This window comes from Streptomyces sp. NPDC000345 (genome assembly GCF_042898825.1).
In the GTDB taxonomy this organism is placed as follows: domain Bacteria; phylum Actinomycetota; class Actinomycetes; order Streptomycetales; family Streptomycetaceae; genus Streptomyces.
The window spans coordinates 230317-249363 of the sequence record NZ_JBIAZE010000009.1; the positions used below are offsets into that span (position 1 = coordinate 230317).

A 19047-nucleotide genomic window follows, 5' to 3' on the forward strand; every position below is an offset into this window, starting at 1 on the left:
GGCGAAGCGTTCCGTCACGGCTTGCCCCGGGCGGGTCAGCCGGTGCTTCGCTCCTCCGCCAGGATCCGGTCCAGCGCCTCGTCGAGGTGCGTGTCGAAATCGGCGAGCGCACCCTCCTGGCCCAGCGGCACCAGCTTGTCGGTGCGGTCCAGGAAGGCCACCAAGGGGGCGGCCGACGACCGGAACAGCGCCTGGTCGCCGCCCACCTGAAGCCGGATCAGAACCTCGCCGAGCACATCGGGGTCCACGGGCGAGACCCGTACGTCCCCCTCCCCGCACGGCCGGCCCACCCCGTCGATGAGCAACTCGCGCCCGAAGGCCCAGGTCACCGGGGCGTCACCAGGCAGATGAAAGGTGAGCCGTACGGCATAGGGATCGCACGCCTCATAGCCCAGTTCCACCGGAATGCGGAACGAGAGCTCCTCGGACACGAGGAAGCTCATCATCACTTCTGCCTGAACTGCCTGTACGGACTCGCGCATCGCGTTACCCCGTCATTTGCCGTCGAATGGCCGGTAATCAACCCAAGACACTGCATCGCATCTTGCTGAAAGTGCACAACACATCACAAGGAGTGAGTTTTCAGATGCTGATAGAGATCGCAATTGACCCCAGCGTGCGCCCGACCTCGCTCTGCAACCGCCGCGCCGCGGGGAGCAGTCGTTCGGCCTGATGTGCGGGCAGGGAGATGGCCATCGTCGCCGCCGCGGTGCCCACGGTGATCGGGATCGCGGCGCACACCGTGCCCAATGCGTATTCCTGCCGCTCCACGACCGGTTCCATGCGTCGCATGCGCTCCAGACGCCGCAGCAGGGTGTGGTCGTCACGGACGGTGTACGGGGTGATCGACCGGACCGGGTAGCGGCTCAGGTGGTCGCGGCGGGCGTCCTCGTCCAGCTGGGACAGCAGGCACTGTCCGACGGCGTGCGCGTGCCCGGTCTCGCGGAAGTCGGCCCACTCCTCCACCGCCGGGTTGGCGGGGGTGTCGGAGACGCACATGACCTCGATCTCGCCGTCGCGGTACCGGGCGTAGTACACGGGGGCACCGATCGAATCGCGCCACTGGGCGAGGATGTCGGCGACCGTGCTGCGACGTTTCTGCGCCGCTCCGCTGCTGCCCAGCCGCTCGGCCGCCTCGCCGAGGAAGAACAGCCCCTTGTCCCGGCGCAGATAGCCCTCGTACACGAGGGTGCGCAGCAGGTGGTAGGCCGTGGGAAGCGCGAGCCCGGTCTCGCGGGCCAACTGCTTGGCCGGGGCTCCGCACTCGTGCGCGGCGACGGACTCCAGCAGACGCATCGCCCGCTGGACGGAGCCGATGAGCGTCGAGGCCGGGTGAGGCGATCTCGTGGCGGCGCCGGGCTGCTCGGGGAGGGCCGTGCTCGGCGGGCGCTGGAGCGGGGGTGCGGAGGACCGCGGGGCGGGGGGCGCGTGCGATTCCACGGATGCGGTGTCGACCATGGCCAAGGGGTCACTCCCGAAGCGCGAGGGGGCGGCCCGTGCGGGGAAACACGGGAGGGGGGTGTACGCCGCTCGCGGGGCTCTTCCCCGCGACGAGTTCCGGACTTTAACCGTCCGCCACCGCCCACAGCCGGGCCCTGCGCCAAACTTCCCCCGGGCGAGGGAACAGGCGATTCCTGTTACCGCTCAGGCGCCGCCCGTACCGCTCACCAGTCGCCGCGTGACGAGGAACCCGCCATGAACTTCCGTACGACATAAATGAGTCCGCCGACCAGGGCCACGAAGATCAGCACCTTGAACAGCAGCCAGACCACGAAGCCGACGACGCTGGCTATCAGCCCGCCGAACACGACCAGGGCGATGACCGGCACCGCCACCCACTTCACCCACCACGGCAGTCCCGCGAAGATCTCTCGCATCGCCCTAGTCCTTGTCCTCGTCCGGCCGGAACTCCCTCTGAGTCCGGATGATTCCGGTGTCCTGCCGTCGATGCTAGGTCCGCGAGGGGTGCCGGCGGGGGCCTCGCGCCCCTTGTCCTCCCCTGATCGATCCCCTAGGGAACCCGGGGCACCGGGTCACGCCTCGGGCGGAGAGAACACCACCAGGACCCGCAGGTCCTCGCTGATGTGATGGAACTTGTGGGCGACCCCGGCCGGGACGTACACCACGCTGCCGCGCGCGACCTGAGTGGTCTCCAGACCGACGGTGATGGAGGCGCGGCCACTCACGACGAAGTACACCTCGTCCTGGTTGTGCGGATTCTGCGGATCATGCTCTCCGGCGTCGAGCGCGTACAGGCCGACGGACATGTTCCGCTCCCGCAGGAACTGCAGGTAGGCGCCGTCGTTGGCGGCTCGCTCCGCCTCCAGTTCGTCCAGCCGGAATGCCTTCATCGTCTTCGTCCGCCCTTGCCCGGTGCCCATTGCCGATCTCTCTGCCACGATCAGACACATGAAGAATTTCGTAGTCAAGACGATCGCCAACGCGGGTGCCCTGGCGGTCGCCGTCTGGCTGCTCGACGACATCACTCTGACCGGTGACAGCACGGGCAAGAAGATCGGCACCCTGATAGTCGTCGCTCTGCTCTTCGGCCTGGTCAACTTCCTGGTCAAGCCGATCGTGAAGGTGCTGACCTTCCCGCTGTTCATCCTGACGCTCGGTCTGATCACCCTGGTGGTCAACGCCCTGATGCTGCTCCTGACCTCGTGGCTGGCCGACAGGCTCGACCTGAGCTTCCACGTCGAGGGCTTCTGGACGGCGGTCCTGGGCGGTCTGATCATCTCCGTCGTCTCCTGGGCGCTCAACGCCTTCCTGCCCGACGGGGACTGAGCCCGCGATGACCTACCGTGTCTGTTTCGTCTGCACCGGCAACATCTGCCGCTCGCCGATGGCCGAATCGGTCTTCCGCGCGCGTGTGGCGGAGGCCGGGCTCGACGGGCTGGTCGAGGTCGACAGCGCCGGCACGGGCGACTGGCACGAGGGCGAGGGCGCCGACCCGCGCACCCTCTCCGTCCTGGAGGGGAACGGCTACACCCTCGATCACACGGCCCGGATGTTCGAACGGTCCTGGTTCGCCCGCCTCGACCTCGTGATCGCCCTGGACGCCGGGCACCTCAGGGCCCTGCGCCGCCTGGCGCCCACAGCGGAGGACGCCGAGAAGGTGCGCCTGCTGCGTTCCTACGACCCCGCCGCACGAGACGACCTCGACGTCCCCGATCCCTACTACGGGGGCCGGGACGGCTTCGCGGCGTGCCTTGAGATGGTGGAGGCGGCGGCCGACGGGCTGCTGGCCGCCGTGAGCGAGAACCTGGAAGGACGGGTGTCATGAACGACTCCACCATGCCCGGCGGCGTACCCGGGGACGCGGGTGAGGGCACGCGCGCGGTACGGGCCGGGCTGCCCGAGCCGGTGAAGCACGAACCGACCCTTCCGGGCCCGGTGTTCGCCGCCCACTACCACCTGCCGGGTGAGCCGACGGGGCCGTACACCTACGGCCGTGACGAGAACCCCACCTGGACCCTTCTGGAGCGCGCCGTCGGCGAGCTGGAGGCGCCGGGGCGGGACGACGTCGAGACGCTCGTCTTCGCCTCCGGCATGGCGGCCGTCTCGGCGCTGCTCTTCTCGCAGGTGCGCTCCGGTGACACCGTCGTCCTGCCCAGCGACGGCTACCAGGCGCTGCCGCTGGCCCGCGCCCAGCTGGAGACGTTCGGCGTCGAGGTGCGGACCGCGCCCACCGGCGGCGACGCCCAGCTCGACGCCCTCGACGGCGCCCGGCTGCTGTGGATCGAGTCGCCGTCGAACCCCGGTCTCGACGTGTGCGACATCCGGCGGCTCGTCGAGGCGGCACACGCGCGTGGCGCCCTCGTCGCCGTCGACAACACGCTCGCCACTCCGCTCGGACAGCGCCCGCTGGAGCTCGGCGCCGACTTCTCGGTGGCCAGCGGGACGAAGCAGCTCACCGGACACGGCGACATCCTTCTCGGTTATGTCTGCGGGCGGGCCGGTGAACCGATGACCGCCGTCCGGCGCTGGCGGAAGATCGTCGGGGCGATTCCCGGCCCCATGGAGGCCTGGCTGGCGCACCGGTCGATCGCCACTCTGGGCCTGCGCGTCGAGCGGCAGGCCGCGAATGCCCTGGCCGTCGCGGAGGCCCTGCGGGGCAGACCGGAGGTGACCGGGCTGCGCTACCCCGGGCTGTCCGACGACCCCGCCCACAAGGTGGCCGTCCAGCAGATGCGGCGCTTCGGATGCGTGGTGTCGTTCACGCTGCCCACGCGCGCGCGTGCCGAGCGTTTCCTGGAGGCGCTGCGGCTCGTGGACGACGCGACGAGCTTCGGCGGGGTGCGCTCCACCGCCGAGCGGCGTGGGCGCTGGGGCGGCGACGCGGTGCCGGAGGGCTTCATCCGGCTGTCGGTCGGTGCCGAGGACCCCGAGGACCTGGTGGCGGATGTGCTGCGTGCGCTGGAGGAGTCGGCGGCATGACCGGTTCACGGGGCCGGGGAGGAGTGCCGCGCCGCACGTCGGACGGTCCGAGCCTCCCCCCTCGTGGCTCGGACCGCCCTCGGTTCCGCGCGCGAAGAACCGCGCGACCAAGGCTAGTTGACTCTGTGTCAGTGTCCAATCACCGTAGCGACAGAGACCTATCGACATATTTATAGTTAAGGCCTGCCCCTGAGCCGGGAGAAAGACAGGGGAAGGCAGGAGGACGCTCCATGGATCTGGCCTTGCTGCGCACCTTCGTGACCGTGCACCGGGCCGGCTCCTTCACCCGCGCCGCCGCCCTGCTGGGCCTGTCCCAGCCGGCCGTCACCTCCCAGATCCGCACACTGGAGCGGCAGGTGGGCCGCCCCCTGTTCCTGCGCCAGGCCCGCGGCGTGACACCGACGACCATCGGGGACGAACTCGCGCACAAAGCCGCCCCGCATCTCGACGCCCTGGTGGAGATCACCGAGACCGGCCTCGACGACGAGTCCTCCCTGCGATCCCTGCATCTCGCCGGGCCCCCCGAGTTCACCGCCGAACGCGCTCTTCCGGCCCTCACCGAACTGAGCGGCGCCGACGGCCAGGGACTCGCCCTGCGGGTCTCCTTCGGCACCGCCGAGGAGGTCCTGGAAGGACTGGCGGCCGGCCACCACGACCTGGCGATCAGCACCGCCCGGCCGCGCGGCGCCCTGCTCACGGCCACCCCGCTGTGCGACGAGGAGCACGTCCTGGTCGCGGCCCCGCAGTGGGCGGAGCGGATCGACGCCGGAAAACTGCGCCGCAAGGACGCCTCCGCGCTGGAGAACCTCCCCGTCGTGGAGGTGCACGAGTCGCTGCCCCTCGTCTCCCGCTACTGGGCCTCCGTCTTCGACTCCCGCCCCGCCGCCTCTGGCACGGTCATCGTCCCGGACCTGCGCGCGGTGCTCGCCTGCGCCGTCGCGGGCGCCGGGCTCGCGGTGCTGCCCCGCTATCTGTGCGCGGACGCCCTGGAGTGCGGTGAGGTCGTCGCACCGCACGAGCCGGCGGTGCCGCCGCTGCGGACCTACGTCCTGGTGACCCGGACCGGCACCCTGGCGATACCGCACATCGCCCGCGCCCATGAGTGGCTGCTGGGAGCGGCGGCCCGGTGGTGCTGAGCGGGTTCCCCGGGTACCTCCCGGCCCTGTCACGCCGTGCGCTCGGTTGGTGACGTTTCGCGATGTTTCACGTGGAACATGCGGGGCCACATTTCTCCCATGACCGTCCGACCTGTGGTCAAGCGCACCGCCCGTGCAGTTCTACTGGACGGCGACGACCTGATCCTGATCAAGCGCACCAAGCCCGGTGTCGATCCCTACTGGGTCACGCCCGGTGGAGGCGTCGAGCCGGATGACGCGACCGTCGTCGACGCCCTGCACCGCGAGGTGCACGAGGAACTCGGCGCGAAGATCACCGACGTGGTTCCCTGCTTCGTCGACACCGTCGAGCACATCGGCGAGGACGGCGGCGCGACCGGAGTGAAGGTCCAGCACTTCTTCGTCTGCCGGCTGGAGTCCATGGACCCCGCCCAGCGGCACGGCCCCGAGATCGACGAGCCCGCCGGCGAGTACGAGATCGTCTGGGTGCCGTTCACCCGGGTGGGTATCGCTTCCGTCCATCTCGTGCCGCTGTCGCTGCGCCACTACCTCGACGGCAACATCGAGGGCGTACGGGCCATGCACGCACCCGATCTGGGGTGAGGGCCCACGGCATCCGGGTCCGGCGTCAGCTGCCCGCGGCGACGAGTTCCTCGACCGAGTCGTGCCGTATGCGCTCGGAGGGGAAACCGACGCCGCGCAGGGCGTCCACCCCGCTGCGGATCATGCCGGGCGGACCGGAGACATAGGCGTCGTACCCGGTCCAGGGGCCGAAGGTACGGATGGCGTCCGGCAGTTGGAGCAGGCCGTGCCGGTCCACCACGGGGTGGACCTCCAGCCAGGGGTGCGACTGCTGGAGCCTGCGCATCGTGTCGATGTCGTACAGATCGTGATCGCTGCGGGCGCCGTAGAACACCTCGACGGCGCGGCGCGCGCCGTGTTCGGCGACATCCTCGATCAGTGCCTTGATCGGGGCTATGCCGGTGCCGCCGCCCAGACAGAGCAGGCCGCTGTCCCGGCCGTGGTCGACGGTCATGGTGCCGGCCGGCGGGCCGAGCCGTACGACGTCGCCGGGGTGGGCGCGGTGCACCAGGGCGTTGGAGACCCACCCGGCCGGAACGGCCTTCACGTGGAAGGTGAGGAGCCCGTCGGAACGGGGGGCCGACGCGAACGAATAGTGCCGCCAGATGCGCGGCCACCACGGGGTCTCGAGGCTCGCGTACTGCCCGGCGAGAAAGGGATAGGGCTGGTCGGGGCGGAGGGTGAGGACGGCGACGTCGGGCGTTCTGCGCTCGTGGGAGACGACCTCGGCGTGCCACCAGGCCGGAGCGCGCAGTTCGTCCGCGGCCGCCGCGTCGATCATGACCTGGGAGATCGTCGTGTACGCCCGGACCCAGGCGGCTTCCGTCTCGGCGCCCCAGACGGTGTCGGCGTACTTGCTCAGCGCGCCGATGAGGCATTCACCGACGGCCGGATAGTGCTCGGCCCGGGTGCCGTACTTACGGTGGCCGCGGCCGAGGTTCTGCAGGTAGTCGACGAGGACCGGGGTGTTGTCGATGTGCTCGGCGGCGGTCAGCAGGGCCTTGAGCAGCCGGTCGCGCTGGGCGTCCATCGCCGGTGGGAAGAGGGGGCGCAGTCCGGGGTGGCGGACGAAGAGCAGAGCGTAGAAGTACGAGGTGACCTTGTCGGCCACCGGTGCCACCTCTGCCATGGTCCGGCGGATGAGCACGGCGTCCGGCGAGGCCTCCCGGACGGGGGCCGGACGCTTGGCGGGAACCAGCGGATCGGTGAGCGGGGAGATCTGGAGCGCCGGGGGAGGAAGCGGTTCGGCGAGCCCGGGCCGGGGAGGAAGGGCCGCTGCGGGCCGGTGCGGGGGTGAGTCGGCCCAGGAGGCCGCCGGCGCCGGAGCGGGCGGGCTGAGCGGGCTCTGCGGCCCCGGCTCCGGGCCCCGCGCAGCATCGGCGCCCTGCCCCCGCGCCGCATCCGTGTCCGGCCCCGGCGCCGGGTCGGCGTCCGGTCGGTGCGCCGGGCCTGTCTCCTCTCGCTGCCCCGCGTCCTCCCTGCGCTGCTCCGCGTGTGTGGGAGCACCCCGGGGCGGGGCGCCGTCGCCTACGGTGGTGCCGCGGCCCACCGGACGCAGCGCGGCCAGGCGATGGCCGCCCGACGCGCCCTGCTCGCCTGCGGCAGCCGGCTCCGGCTGTTTGCGCGGGGTGAACCATCCGTCCCCGCCGCCGGACGTGCCGTTGTCGGCCGACTTGGTGGTCGGAGCGTCCATGGTGTGCCTCGCCTCGAACATCTTTCGGTCGGTCTGCGCACTTCCTGGCTCGGAAGATGCCTGCTTCCCCCGCAGACGGCTTGGTATTCCGTGCGGTCCGCGACCGGCAAGGCCGCGGTCCCCCGTTTTCCGCTCCGCATGAACGCACCAGGCGAGAGTGCGACCTGGTCCACAGCACTCTCACCGCAGCGTCCCATCCCGTGGAGACGCTCCGGCCGCACAACCGGAAATGCGGGTCTTCGATCTCTCCGTCCCGTTAGGCTGCATTGCCCTGCTCGCGGCCCGCCCGGAATGTGTGCGCCAGGTCCGGCGAACACCGCTCCCGAAGCGAACCGGAGTCGACCATACCGGCCGCGGTCGACCGCACAAGTCCCCCCTTGCCTCCCCGGTGCACGGCTCGGGGAGTGAACCGTCGATTCCCTCAACTACCGGACGGGAAGCACCAATTCATAGGCTTCCCACAGATCCTCACCCGAGTAGGAATGGGTCGCGATGCTCGCCAGATGATGGTCCGCATTCACCGCCACGGACACGGGTACGGCTCCGAACAGATCTTTGTCGGAGAGCGAGTCGCCGTAGGCGACACAGTCGTCCCGCGTCACTCCGAACTCAGCGCACAAGCGATCGGCGATCACCACCTTCGCCGCGGCATTGAGCACCCCCGCCGGATCCACCGGCCCGGTGAAAGGAAGCGCGGGAAAACGGGATCCATAGGCCGCGTGGGCGCCCCAGCCCATGAGTCTTTCCACAAAGAAGGAGGGCGAGAGCGACACGACCGCGCAGTACTCCCCTCTGCTGCTGATCTCCCCCCAGACCTCACGAATGCGGGCCAGCCACGGTGCTCCCTCGAACGCCGCCGTCACATGGTCCTCGGTGAGGCTCGTCCACAGGGCGTGCACCTGGGTCGCGTACTCGGGCGGCCCGATCCGTCCGGCGGAGATCGCCTGTTCCAGCGCCACCGTCTCGGCCACCAGACCGAGTTGGCGGGAGATCTCCAGGGGCGCGGACGTTCCGTGCAGCAAAGTGCCGTCGAGGTCGAAGAGATGAAGTCTCGCCATGGGCCGAGGCTAACCATGAGTGCTGTCAGCCCCGGCGCCCGCGCCCTGCGCCGGTCACCGCGGTTTCACGTGAAACGGTCTCCTGCTGTGCTGCGCCGTGGACCGCGACATGGCCAAAAGCGCGTACGTCTCCCAGGAATCAGGTGGACGCCAGGGGTGCCCGTCGGACAGCCTGACCCGCGTGCCGACTCCTTCCCTCGCCGCTCTGCCCGTTCGCCGCCTGACGCACCGCGACCTCACCGCCTGCGCCGACCTGTCCGAGGACCGGGGGTGGCCGCGCGAGGAGCGCAAGTGGGGTCTCCTCCTCTCCGCCGGGCAGGGGTACGGCATCGACGACCCCGCCGGGGGTCTGGTCGCCGCCTGCGTCGTCACCGCGTACGGTCCGTCCGACCGTCCTGCCCTCGGGGCCGTCGGGATGGTGCTGGTCGCCGAGCGGCACGCCCGGCAGGGCGTCGGCCGCCGACTGATGCGGCACATCGTCTCCACGATGGGCCCCACCACCCCGCTGACCCTGCACGCGACCCCGAACGGCCGTCCGCTGTACGAGGAGCTCGGCTTCAAAGTCACGGGGCGGGCGGAGATGGTGTGCGGGCACTTCAGCCCGGACGGACCGCCGTCGGACATCGTCACCCGCCCGGCCACGGCCGAGGATCTGCCCTCGATCCTCCGGCTCGACGAGGAGGTGTTCGGCGCCGATCGCACACACATGATCACTCGGCTGCCCGCCTTCGCCGACCAGCTGCGGATCGCCGAGGACAACGGCCGGATCATCGGCTACGCCGCCGCCTGGCCCAACATGGCCACCCATGTCGTGGGTCCGCTGATCGCCCGGGACACCGAGACCGCGAAGGCCCTGCTGGCCTCCCTCGCCGCCCGCACCGACCGGCCGCTGCGGACCGACATCGACGTACGGCACGAGGAACTGCTGGCGTGGGTGAAGGCCCGGGGTCTGGAGTCCGTGGCCTTCAACGCCGTCATGAACCTTGGCATCGCGGATCTTCCTGGCGACTGGAGCCGGCGGTTCGCGCCGCTGACGGTGGCGGCCGGCTGAGGCACACGCGCACGACGACGCCGGTTCCCCGGGACGACGGGAAACCGGCGTTCTGCCTGCGGCCGGCGTTCAGCGGGCCGCCACGCTCAGCCGAGCGTCCGCACGGCGGCCGCGGCGAAGGCGTGGTCCTGTTCCGGGGCACCACCGCCGACTCCGATCGCGCCGATCAGGCGGCCGTCGCGGTGGACCGGTATGCCACCCGCGATGAACAGCAGCGGCCGGTCGAGTGCGGTGGGAAGGGTGTGGAAGGGCCCATCCGGCCGCACGGCGTCGACGAGGCCGGCGGTGGGGGCGTCGAGCTGCAGCGCGGTGTACGCCTTGCGGGTACTCGTCTCGCCCGAGATGAGCACGGCCCGGTCGTCCCGCCGGAAGGCGAGCAGATGGCCGCCCGCGTCCAGGACGGTGACGCTGACCGTGGCCCCGGCCGCCTCGGCGGCCCGGCGGGCGGCCGTGACCAGGACCTCGGCGTCGTCGGTGGTGAGGGGCGCGACGGCGGTGGTGCTCATGTGGGGGTCTCTCCTTGCGCTGCTGCTGAGGCTGTGGGTGTGGTGAGGGGGTACGGCCTGCCGGGGCCGGTTCCGGCCCCGGCGGGGCGGGCGAGGGTCAGTGGTGGACGGCCGTCCGCTGCGCGGCGGATGCGGCGCCGGCGACGACCGTGCCGGAAGCGCCGTCACGGCGTTCCAGCGCGGACGAGACGAGGGCGAGGACCAGGGCGGCCGCGGCGAGGACGGCGCCGACCCAGTTCGGGGCGGTGTAGCCGAGGCCGGCGGCGATGACGAGGCCGCCGAGCCAGGCGGACAGCGCGTTGCCGAGGTTGAAAGCGCCGATGTTCACGGCCGAGGCGAGCGTCGGGGCGCCGTGGGCCTGGTCGAGGACCCGCTTCTGCAGCGGCGGGACGGTGGCGAAGCCCAGTGCGCCGATCAGGGCGATCGTGAGGGCCGCGAGGACCTTGTTGTGGGCGGTGAGCGTGAAGAGGGCCAGGACGACCGCCAGGGCGCCCAGAGAGACGTACAGCATGGGCATCAGGGCGCGGTCGGCGTACCTGCCGCCGACGAGGTTGCCGCCGACCATGCCGAGCCCGAAGAGGACCAGCAGCCAGGTGACGGAGCCGTCGGCGAAGCCGGTCACGTGCGTCATCATCGGCGCGATGTAGGTGATGGCCGCGAAGACGCCGCCGAAGCCGAGCACGGTCATCGCCATGGCGAGCAGGACCTGGGCGTTCTTGAAGGCGGCCAGCTCGTGACGCAGGTGCACGCCCTCGGCCCGGGGCATCTCGGGGACCAGCCGGGCGATGCCGGCCAGGCCGACGACGCCGAGCACGGCGACGATGCCGAAGGTGACCCTCCAGCCGACGTTCTGCCCGACGAGGGTGCCCAGCGGGACTCCGACCACGTTGGCGACGGTCAGACCGGTGAACATCATGGCGATGGCGCCGGCCTTCTTGTCCGGGGCTACCAGATCGGCCGCGACGACCGAGCCGATGCCGAAGAAGGCGCCGTGGGCGAGCGAGGCGACGACGCGACCGACGAGCATCACGGAGAAGACGGGGGCGACGGCGGAGAGCAGGTTGCCGACGATGAACAGGCCCATCAGGAGCATCAGCATCCGCTTGCGGGAGACCCGGGTGCCGAGGACGGTCATCAGCGGGGCGCCGAACATGACGCCGAGCGCGTAGCCGGTCACGAGGAAGCCGGCCGTGGGGATGGAGACCCCGAAGTCGCCGGCGACCTCGGGCAGCAAGCCCATGATCACGAACTCGGTGGTTCCGATGCCGAAGGCCCCGATCGCGAGGGCCAGAAGCGCGAGAGGCATGGAGGATGGACCTTCCCAGAAGATTGCAGGTGCGCTTTACGTGCGTTCACAATAGTTGCAGACGCGGCATACATGCAAGCGCCGACTATTGCGTCGCTGCTCTATCCTGGTGTCAGCCGCTCCGGGACGGAGGAGAACGCCCATGACCGCGACGGACCCCGCGCTCACCGCCCTTGCCCAGGGCTGGTGCGCCCTCTCCCTGTTGCACGGGAGGATCGAGGCCCACATCGAGCGGGCGCTGCAGGCCGGGCACGACCTGAGCGTGCGCGAGTACTCCCTGCTCGACGTGCTGAGCCGGCAGCACGACGGCGAAGGGGGCCATCTGCAGATGAAGCAGGTCGCCGACGCGGTCGTTCTCAGCCAGAGCGCCACCACCCGGCTGGTCACCCGGCTCGAGGACCGTGGCCTTCTGGAGCGCTATCTCTGCCCCACCGACCGCCGGGGCATCTACACCAACGTCACCGAGGCCGGCCTCGCGCTGCTCGCCGCAGCACGGCCGACCAACGACATCGCTCTGCGCGAGGCCCTCGACGAAGCCGCGAGGAATCCCGAACTGGCGCCCCTGGTAAGGGTCGTGGAGTCACTGAAGGCACCCGCCGCCGCGTAGAGGGCGGAGTGGAAGGCGCTTAGGGTGCGGCCATGGGAGATCTTGAAATCCGGCCCGCGGTCGCCGAGGACATCCCCGCGATCGTGGACATGCTCGCGGACGACCCCCTGGGCGCCCAGCGCGAATCCCCGGACGACCTCACGCCCTACCGCAGGGCTCTGGAGCGGTTCAGCGCCGATCCGAACCAGCGCCTGGTCGTCGCCGTGCGCGAGGGGCGCGTGGTCGGCACCCTCCAGCTGACGATCATCCCCGGTCTGTCCCGTCGGGGCGCCACCAGGTCGATCATCGAGGGTGTGCGGGTGCACGCCGACGAGCGCGGCAGCGGCCTGGGCACCCGGTTCATCGAGTGGGCAGTCGAGGAATCCCGGCGGGAGAACTGCCAGTTGGTGCAGCTCACCTCCGACAACACGCGCACGGACGCCCATCGCTTCTACGAACGGCTGGGATTCGTGGCCTCGCACGTGGGCTTCAAGCTGCAGCTCTGAGAGCCCGGTTCCCTGCCGTACGAAAGCCAGGTTCGATGACGGAGGCGCCGTGTTTCACGTGAAACACGGCGTCTCCATCTCCACCGGAGCGGTCAGCCGATCCCCCGCCAGCCCTCCGGGTGCACCCCACCGGGCACGGCGGCCCCCTCCTCGTACGGCTGACGCGTGAACACGAACGATCCGAGGTCCAGGTGGTCCAGGGTTCCGTCCGGCCGCCGTACGGCCCGCAGAACCTCCCCGGCGAAATAGCCCTCGATCCCGGTCCAGCTGCCGTCCCCGTTCGGCCGGAACCGCGAGCGTCGGCCGCCACCGGACAGCGGCCCCAGCGAGACGAGCCCGTCGGCCGTCACCCGCAGGACGGAGGGGCTGGTCCCCCAGTACCATTGGCCCGCCAACTCCAGCACGGAACGGTCGGCTTCCCGCAGCGGCCGCCACGGCTCCGGGATCCGTGGCTCCGCCTCCGCGACGAGGCGTACGAGATCGGTGGCCACCTGGGCCACGAAGAGGCCGGAGGTGCAGTTGGCCAGCACCACCGCGGCGACATCGTCCTCCACCCCGATGAAGAGAGCCGCGAGGAAGCCCGGCACCGAGCCGGCATGCCCCACGAGCAGCCGCCCGTCACGGTGCAGAAGCTGGAGTCCGAGCCCGTACGTGGAGCCGTCCGCCAGTTCCGCCGCCTCGGCCGGTGCCGCCGGTGTCCGCATCTCCCGCAGGGTCTCCGCGCTCAGCACCCGGTCGTCGCCCCGCACCAGGAAGGCGGCGAACCGCGCGAGGTCCGCGGTCGTGGACCAGAGCTGGCCCGCCGGGGCCATCGGCCCGTAGTCCTCGACGGGTTCCGGCTGCATCACGTCGGCCCAGGGATGCACCGCCCAGCCGCCCGCTGCGGGGGCCTGCGGTCGGACGCTCGTGCGATCCAGACCCAGAGGTTCGAGCACTTCACGCAGGAGCACCTCCTCCCACGGGGCGCCGCGCAGCTTCTCGACCAGGGCGCCCAGGACGGCATAGCCCGGGTTCGAGTAGTGGAACCGGCGGCGGGCCGGATGCGGGGCCGTCCGGTTGCCGAGGACGTCGGCGAGCTCGGGCCGCAGGGAACCCGGCGTCCGCTCCCACCAGGGACCGGGCGTCTCGGCCGCCAGCCCTCCCGTGTGGGCGAGCAGTTGGGCGATCGTGACTTCCCCCGCCCCGGTGCCGGGCAGGTGCTTCTCCAGCGGGTCCTCGAGGTCGAGCGCTCCTTCGTCGCGCAGCCGCAGCACCAGAACGGCGGTGAAGGTCTTGGTGATCGAGCCGATCCGGTACTGCACGTTCTCGTCGGGTCCGTGCCCGTCCACCGAGGTCCGCGCCCCGTGCCACACCGCCCGCCCGTCCCGTACGACCGCGGCGACGAGTGACGGGGCGCGGCCGTCGGCCTGGGCCACGGCGATCCGGTGCAGCAGCGCCCGCCGGGTGGCGGGCAGCAGCTCTTCCTGAGGTGTCGTCATGGGTTCAGTCCACCCGCCCGCGCAGCCTGCGTCGAGTCCATTTCGCCCAGGTCACTGCGAGATGCGGGCTTCGATGCCGTCGAGCAGGAAGTCGAGGCCGATCCGGAAGGTGCGGTCGGCGTCCAGGTGGGCGGCATCGCGCACCACCGTGGCCAGCGCGGGGAAGTGGCCGGTGGCGAAGGTGCGCTCCAGATAGGGCCCGAGTGAGGCCTGCCAACGCTTCTCGTCCATCCCGGTGGCCCGCTCGGCACGCCGCTCGGCGATCTCCCGACGCACCGCGCCGATCACGTACGCGTTGACTGCGGCGACCACCGGCATGACGGCGTCCACGTCGACCTCGCCCAGCGCGGCCACCACGGCCTCCCCGCTGGCCAGCGCATGCGGCCCGAGCTGGGGTCGGCCACCCAGCAGATCGGCGAGCCATTCGTGCTCGTGAGCGGCGTGCCGAGTGGATTCGGCAAGGGACGTGAGCACCTCCCGCCAGCCGTCTCCGGCCGGCCGGATCCCGGCGTAAGCGGCGTCGACCATCAGGTCGAGCAACTCCTCCTTGCTCGCGATGTAGCCGTACAGCCGCATCGGACGGACGTCCAGCGCGGTGGCGACCTTGCGCAGCGACACCGCGTCCAGGCCGTCCGCGTCGGCCAGCTGGATCGCCGCCCGCACGATCCGGTCCCGGCTCAACGGGGCTGGCACGGGTCGATTCGGTGGCTCCGGCCTCTCCCACACCAACATTCCGCCAACAATACATCGCATCGCGTCATACAGTGTATCGACCAGTACGGTGTATCGGAGGGAACGACCATGACCATCGCCATCGTCGGAGCCGGCCTCGGCGGCCTCGCTCTCGCCCGTGTTCTGCACGTGAACGGCATGGATGCCGTTGTGTACGAGCGTGAATCGTCACGCGGTGCACGTGGTCAGGGCGGCATGCTCGACATCCACTCCGGCCAGCGGGCGCTGCGCGAGGCCGGTCTGATCGACCAGTTCCACGCGATTGCCCGTGGCGAGGGCCAGGACATGCGTCTTCTCGAACCGGACGGCACGCTGCTGCTCCAGGAGGACACACCCGACGACGCCCCGCTCGAGCGACCCGAGGTCGACCGCGCCGATCTGCGCGCCCTGCTCCTGGATTCCCTCCCCGAGGACGTGGTGCGCTGGGGCCACGCGTTCGAATCCGCCGAGGGCGGCCTGCTGCACTTCGCCGACGGCAGCAGCGCGCCGTACCGCCTACTGGTCGGCGCGGACGGCGCGCAGTCCCGGGTCCGCGCGCTGCTCACCGACGCCCGCCCGACGCATATCGGCCAGAACGTCGTGGAGATCGGCATCCCCGACATCGACCGCACACACCCCGACCTCGCGGCGATGGTCGGGCGCGGCAACTACTGGGTGCTCGGCAACGGCGTGTCCCTGGCGGCGCAGCGCAACGGCGACGGCCGCGTCCGCATCGGCCTCAGCTTCTACAACACCGCCGAGGACTGGTTCGCCACCAGCGGGATCCCGTTCGACGATCCGGCCGCCGCCCGGGCGCGGCTGATCGACCTGCTTCCCGGCTGGGACTCACGCTTCACCGCGCTGATCGCGGCCTGTGACGACATGATCGTGCCGCGCTCGATCACCACTCTTCCGGCCGGCCTGACCTGGCCGTCGACGCCGGGCGTCACGCTGCTCGGCGATGCCGCGCACCTGATGCCGCCGGTGGGAGAGGGCGCCAACATGGCGCTGCTCGACGGCGCCCTGCTCGGTCTCGCGCTGGCCGCGCACCCCGACGACTTTCCCGCCGCCGTCAGCGAATACGAACGAGAGATGTTCGAACGCACCAGCGCCGCCGCCCGGATGTCCGCGGACATCCAGGAATTGCTGATGTCGCCGGACGCCGCCCGGAAGATGCTCGCGTTCTTCCAACCCGGCTGAACGCGACCGAAGGCGACCAGAACCGGTCACCTGGGGATTTCCGGCTGTAGGTTCTCAGCCTCGATGTCATGTGGCTGACCTCACGACCCGCATCTTCCGGCTGTTCTCAACCGGATGGCATGGCTCCGGATTCTCGGTTGCGTGACAGATCCTCTCGGCTGCGGTGCTTCCTCAGGGCTCGGTCGAGGGGAGCTCGCAGGGCGGGCGAGGTCAGTTCCAGGTCGCGGTTGTCGCGGCCGTCGAGCATGTGGTCGAGCCAGCGTTCGTACCAGGCCAGGAAGTCGACGGCCGACGAGACGTTGGGGCCCCAGAAGCCGTCGGCGTTTCCGGTGACGACGCGGCCGGCCAGTGGACCGGTGATGCCGAGAAGCACCAGGTCGGTGCACCCTGCCTCGATGATGTGCAGGAAAAGGTCGCTTCGGTGAAGGGGGCCGCTGACGAACGTGAAGCCCCGAGGGCGGCCGGGCTCGCCTCGGGGGCCCATCGTGAACAGCCGGCATGACTGCAACGGCAGCAGGCCGTAGAAAGGCGATGCGCCGCCCCCGCCCAGTGTGGTCAGGAAGCTGCGGTAGGGATCGGGCAGTTCGATCTGGTGGTCGGCCTCGAACTCAGTGACCTTCGCGTCCGGCAACGGAGGTTCGAGGCGGAACCCGTGCTTCTCTTCACCAAAGGAGTGGCTTCGCATCGCGGCATAGGGCACTTTGGCCAGCTTGCGTCGGATGCGGAAGATCCGGGAGTCCATGCGAACTCTTCTCTCTGTCCTCCGCAAACTACCTGCTCACCGGTGTGGGTGTCACCCGTGTGATCGGCCGCCCGTAAGCCAGCTCTGCCCCGACATCGCGCCCTGGGATCCTCCCCCGGTGACCGGCATCGGCCTCCGCCGGCCACATGACATCGCGACTGAGAAAATGACGGGATTTGAGAACCTACAGCGGCGGGGATCAGGTCTGCGCCATGTCCACGAAGCGCGAGTAGTGGCCCTGGAAGGCGACGGTGATGGTGGCCGTGGGGCCGTTACGGTGCTTGCCCACGATGATGTCCGCCTCGCCCGCGCGCGGTGACTCCTTCTCGTAGGCGTCCTCGCGGTGCAGCAGGATCACCATGTCGGCGTCCTGCTCGATGGAGCCGGACTCACGCAGGTCGGAGACCATCGGCTTCTTGTCCGTGCGCTGCTCGGGACCACGGTTGAGCTGGGAGAGCGCGATCACCGGGACCTCCAGCTCCTTCGCCAGGAGCTTGAGGTTACGGGACATGTCCGAGACCTCCTGCTGACGGCTCTCGGAGCGCTTGCCACCGGACTGCATCAGCTGCAGATAGTCGATGATGACGAGCCTGATGTCGTTGCGCTGCTTCAGCCGGCGGCACTTGGCGCGGATCTCCATCATCGACAGGTTCGGGGAGTCGTCGATGAAGAGCGGCGCGGACGACACCTCGGGCATCCGGCGCGCCAGGCGCGTCCAGTCCTCGTCCGTCATGGTGCCGGAGCGCATGTGATGCAGGGCTACGCGGGCCTCGGCGGACAGCAGACGCATCGCGATCTCGTTGCGGCCCATTTCGAGGGAGAAGATGACGCTGGGCAGGTTGTGCTTGATCGACGCGGCCCGGGCGAAGTCCAGCGCGAGCGTGGACTTGCCCATGGCGGGACGGGCGGCGATGACGATCATCTGACCGGGGTGCAGACCGTTGGTGAGCGAGTCGAGGTCCGTGAAGCCGGTGGGCACACCGGTCATCTCACCGCTGCGCGAGCCGATCGCCTCGATCTCGTCGAGGGCGCCCTCCATGATGTCGCCGAGCGGGAGGTAGTCCTCGCTGGTGCGCTGCTCGGTGACCGCGTAGATCTCGGCCTGCGCGCGGTTGACGATCTCGTCGACGTCGTCGTCGCCCGCGTATCCCATCTGCGTGATGCGGGTGCCGGCCTCGACCAGGCGGCGCAGCACCGCACGCTCGTGCACGATCTCGGCGTAGTACTCGGCGTTGGCCGCCGTCGGCACGGTCTGGACGAGGGTGTGCAGATACGACGCCCCGCCGACCTTGTTGATCTCACCGCGCTTGGTGAGCTCCGCGGCGATGGTGATGGGGTCGGCGGGCTCGCCCTTGGCGTAGACGTCGAGGATCGCCTGGAAGATCGTCTCGTGCGCGGGCTTGTAGAAGTCGTGGCCCTTCAGGACCTCGACGACGTCGGCGATGGCGTCCTTGGACAGGAGCATGCCGCCGAGGACGGACTGCTCGGCGTCCAGGTCCTGCGGCGGTACGCGCTCGAAGGCGCTGCCGCCCTCCCACTCACCGCTGTCCCGGCCTCGCTCGTGCTGTTCGTCCCGGCCGCGGCCGCCGTCGCCGCGCCGACGGGCGGAGGGCAGACGATCACTGGGTCCGCTGTCGGCCCACGGGTCGTCCAAGGGCTCGGAAATGCTCACCGAGCCACCTCCTCCCGTCCGCCGAGCGGACCTCGCCGTGCCCTCAGTTCTACGGCACGACACTGACAATTGAGAGGCCCAACTCCGGTTCAGGCGCGACTGTTTTGTGAGGGTTTCACGGGCCGTCGGACGCAGCGGGCGCCGGACCACGGTAGGCCCGCGGGCACCGTCAGCCAATCTGGTTATCCACAGGGCATGTGGACGACGGCCCGGATGCTGTGGACAACTCCGCAAAACCTGTGCACGAGCCGGTGGACAGCCCTGTGAACAAGCCCTCGTCTTTTCCTGCCGACCGCCTCTGACCTGGTGCTTTACGATCCACCGGCTGTGCAGAAGAAAAACTTTCCCGGTCAGCGCAAGATCGCTTCGAACGAGGGGCGGGACGATACGCAGCGCAACGA

At 70.2% G+C, this 19047-nt stretch carries 21 protein-coding genes; 9 read left to right on the forward strand and 12 right to left on the reverse strand.

All coding sequences use genetic code 11. The features are described from left to right. Window positions 1-35: 35 nt before the first annotated feature. The 4 genes from ACFY30_RS23145 to ACFY30_RS23160 all read right to left on the reverse strand — a co-directional run bounded on the left by ACFY30_RS23145 (window position 36) and on the right by ACFY30_RS23160 (window position 2351). Complete coding sequence (locus tag ACFY30_RS23145; protein ID WP_390822916.1) at window positions 36-482, reverse strand: SsgA family sporulation/cell division regulator; 447 nt, start codon at window positions 480-482, stop codon at window positions 36-38. A gap of 100 nt (window positions 483-582) precedes the next feature. Beyond that, entirely contained in the window at window positions 583-1458 is an 876-nt protein-coding gene (locus ACFY30_RS23150; RefSeq protein WP_390847056.1) for an IclR family transcriptional regulator, read from the reverse strand. Between the two features lie 206 nt (window positions 1459-1664). Continuing rightward, complete coding sequence (locus tag ACFY30_RS23155) at window positions 1665-1877, reverse strand: DUF5326 family protein (RefSeq protein WP_390659830.1); 213 nt, start codon at window positions 1875-1877, stop codon at window positions 1665-1667. A 156-nt stretch (window positions 1878-2033) separates the two neighbouring features. Then, window positions 2034-2351 carry a cupin domain-containing protein gene (locus tag ACFY30_RS23160; protein ID WP_390659829.1) on the reverse strand — a complete coding sequence of 106 codons (318 nt, stop codon included), beginning with the start codon at window positions 2349-2351 and terminating at the stop codon, window positions 2034-2036. Between the two features lie 58 nt (window positions 2352-2409). Between ACFY30_RS23160 and ACFY30_RS23165 the strand changes: the two genes are divergently transcribed. From ACFY30_RS23165 to ACFY30_RS23185, 5 genes are all read left to right on the forward strand, one after another. Then, the gene (locus ACFY30_RS23165; RefSeq protein WP_390847057.1) at window positions 2410-2787 is read left to right on the forward strand and encodes a phage holin family protein; all 378 of its coding nucleotides are present in this window, start codon (window positions 2410-2412) and stop codon (window positions 2785-2787) included. A 7-nt stretch (window positions 2788-2794) separates the two neighbouring features. Further along, the gene (locus ACFY30_RS23170; protein ID WP_390847058.1) at window positions 2795-3286 is read left to right on the forward strand and encodes a low molecular weight protein-tyrosine-phosphatase; all 492 of its coding nucleotides are present in this window, start codon (window positions 2795-2797) and stop codon (window positions 3284-3286) included. After that, window positions 3283-4440 (forward strand): cystathionine gamma-lyase, encoded by a 1158-nt coding sequence (locus ACFY30_RS23175; protein ID WP_390847059.1) that lies wholly within the window; start codon window positions 3283-3285, stop codon window positions 4438-4440. The genes ACFY30_RS23170 and ACFY30_RS23175 overlap by 4 nt, the downstream gene beginning before the upstream one ends. Before the next feature lie 230 nt (window positions 4441-4670). Next, window positions 4671-5576, forward strand: a complete 906-nt coding sequence (locus ACFY30_RS23180; protein WP_390847060.1) for a LysR family transcriptional regulator — start codon at window positions 4671-4673, stop codon at window positions 5574-5576. Window positions 5577-5675: 99 nt separating this feature from the next. Next, a complete protein-coding gene (locus ACFY30_RS23185) occupies window positions 5676-6158 on the forward strand; it encodes an NUDIX domain-containing protein (RefSeq protein ID WP_390659824.1) in 483 nt (160 codons plus the stop codon). A gap of 25 nt (window positions 6159-6183) precedes the next feature. Here ACFY30_RS23185 and ACFY30_RS23190 read toward each other — a convergent pair whose 3' ends face one another. Next, window positions 6184-7830, reverse strand: a complete 1647-nt coding sequence (locus ACFY30_RS23190; protein WP_390847061.1) for a globin domain-containing protein — start codon at window positions 7828-7830, stop codon at window positions 6184-6186. A 425-nt stretch (window positions 7831-8255) separates the two neighbouring features. Further along, complete coding sequence (locus ACFY30_RS23195) at window positions 8256-8888, reverse strand: HAD family hydrolase (RefSeq protein ID WP_390847062.1); 633 nt, start codon at window positions 8886-8888, stop codon at window positions 8256-8258. A gap of 181 nt (window positions 8889-9069) precedes the next feature. On the opposite strand from ACFY30_RS23195, the gene ACFY30_RS23200 reads away from it, so the two are divergent. Then, window positions 9070-9939 (forward strand): GNAT family N-acetyltransferase, encoded by an 870-nt coding sequence (locus ACFY30_RS23200; RefSeq protein ID WP_390847063.1) that lies wholly within the window; start codon window positions 9070-9072, stop codon window positions 9937-9939. Window positions 9940-10025: 86 nt separating this feature from the next. On the opposite strand, the gene ACFY30_RS23205 is transcribed toward ACFY30_RS23200, so the two are convergent. After that, window positions 10026-10445, reverse strand: a complete 420-nt coding sequence (locus ACFY30_RS23205) for a heme-binding protein (RefSeq protein WP_390847064.1) — start codon at window positions 10443-10445, stop codon at window positions 10026-10028. A 97-nt stretch (window positions 10446-10542) separates the two neighbouring features. Then, a complete protein-coding gene (locus tag ACFY30_RS23210) occupies window positions 10543-11751 on the reverse strand; it encodes an MFS transporter (RefSeq protein ID WP_390847065.1) in 1209 nt (402 codons plus the stop codon). A 142-nt stretch (window positions 11752-11893) separates the two neighbouring features. Here ACFY30_RS23210 and ACFY30_RS23215 point away from each other — a divergent pair, with 142 nt between their 5' ends. Both ACFY30_RS23215 and ACFY30_RS23220 read left to right on the forward strand, forming a co-directional pair. Further along, window positions 11894-12358, forward strand: coding sequence for a MarR family winged helix-turn-helix transcriptional regulator (locus ACFY30_RS23215; protein WP_390847066.1), 465 nt, complete (start codon window positions 11894-11896; stop codon window positions 12356-12358). 32 nt (window positions 12359-12390) lie between these two features. Further along, window positions 12391-12843 (forward strand): GNAT family N-acetyltransferase, encoded by a 453-nt coding sequence (locus ACFY30_RS23220; RefSeq protein ID WP_390847067.1) that lies wholly within the window; start codon window positions 12391-12393, stop codon window positions 12841-12843. 92 nt (window positions 12844-12935) lie between these two features. On the opposite strand, the gene ACFY30_RS23225 is transcribed toward ACFY30_RS23220, so the two are convergent. Both ACFY30_RS23225 and ACFY30_RS23230 read right to left on the reverse strand, forming a co-directional pair. Next, window positions 12936-14321: a serine hydrolase domain-containing protein gene (locus ACFY30_RS23225; protein ID WP_390847069.1), complete on the reverse strand. Its 1386-nt coding sequence runs from the start codon at window positions 14319-14321 to the stop codon at window positions 12936-12938. A gap of 51 nt (window positions 14322-14372) precedes the next feature. Next, the gene (locus tag ACFY30_RS23230; RefSeq protein WP_390847070.1) at window positions 14373-15053 is read right to left on the reverse strand and encodes a TetR/AcrR family transcriptional regulator; all 681 of its coding nucleotides are present in this window, start codon (window positions 15051-15053) and stop codon (window positions 14373-14375) included. A gap of 69 nt (window positions 15054-15122) precedes the next feature. Between ACFY30_RS23230 and ACFY30_RS23235 the strand changes: the two genes are divergently transcribed. Beyond that, window positions 15123-16232: an FAD-dependent oxidoreductase gene (locus ACFY30_RS23235; protein WP_390847071.1), complete on the forward strand. Its 1110-nt coding sequence runs from the start codon at window positions 15123-15125 to the stop codon at window positions 16230-16232. 106 nt (window positions 16233-16338) lie between these two features. On the opposite strand, the gene ACFY30_RS23240 is transcribed toward ACFY30_RS23235, so the two are convergent. Both ACFY30_RS23240 and dnaB read right to left on the reverse strand, forming a co-directional pair. Next, window positions 16339-16974 carry an SMI1/KNR4 family protein gene (locus ACFY30_RS23240; RefSeq protein ID WP_390847072.1) on the reverse strand — a complete coding sequence of 212 codons (636 nt, stop codon included), beginning with the start codon at window positions 16972-16974 and terminating at the stop codon, window positions 16339-16341. Window positions 16975-17173: 199 nt separating this feature from the next. Then, window positions 17174-18646 (reverse strand): replicative DNA helicase, encoded by a 1473-nt coding sequence (gene dnaB, locus ACFY30_RS23245; RefSeq protein ID WP_390847073.1) that lies wholly within the window; start codon window positions 18644-18646, stop codon window positions 17174-17176. Window positions 18647-19047 lie beyond the last annotated feature (401 nt).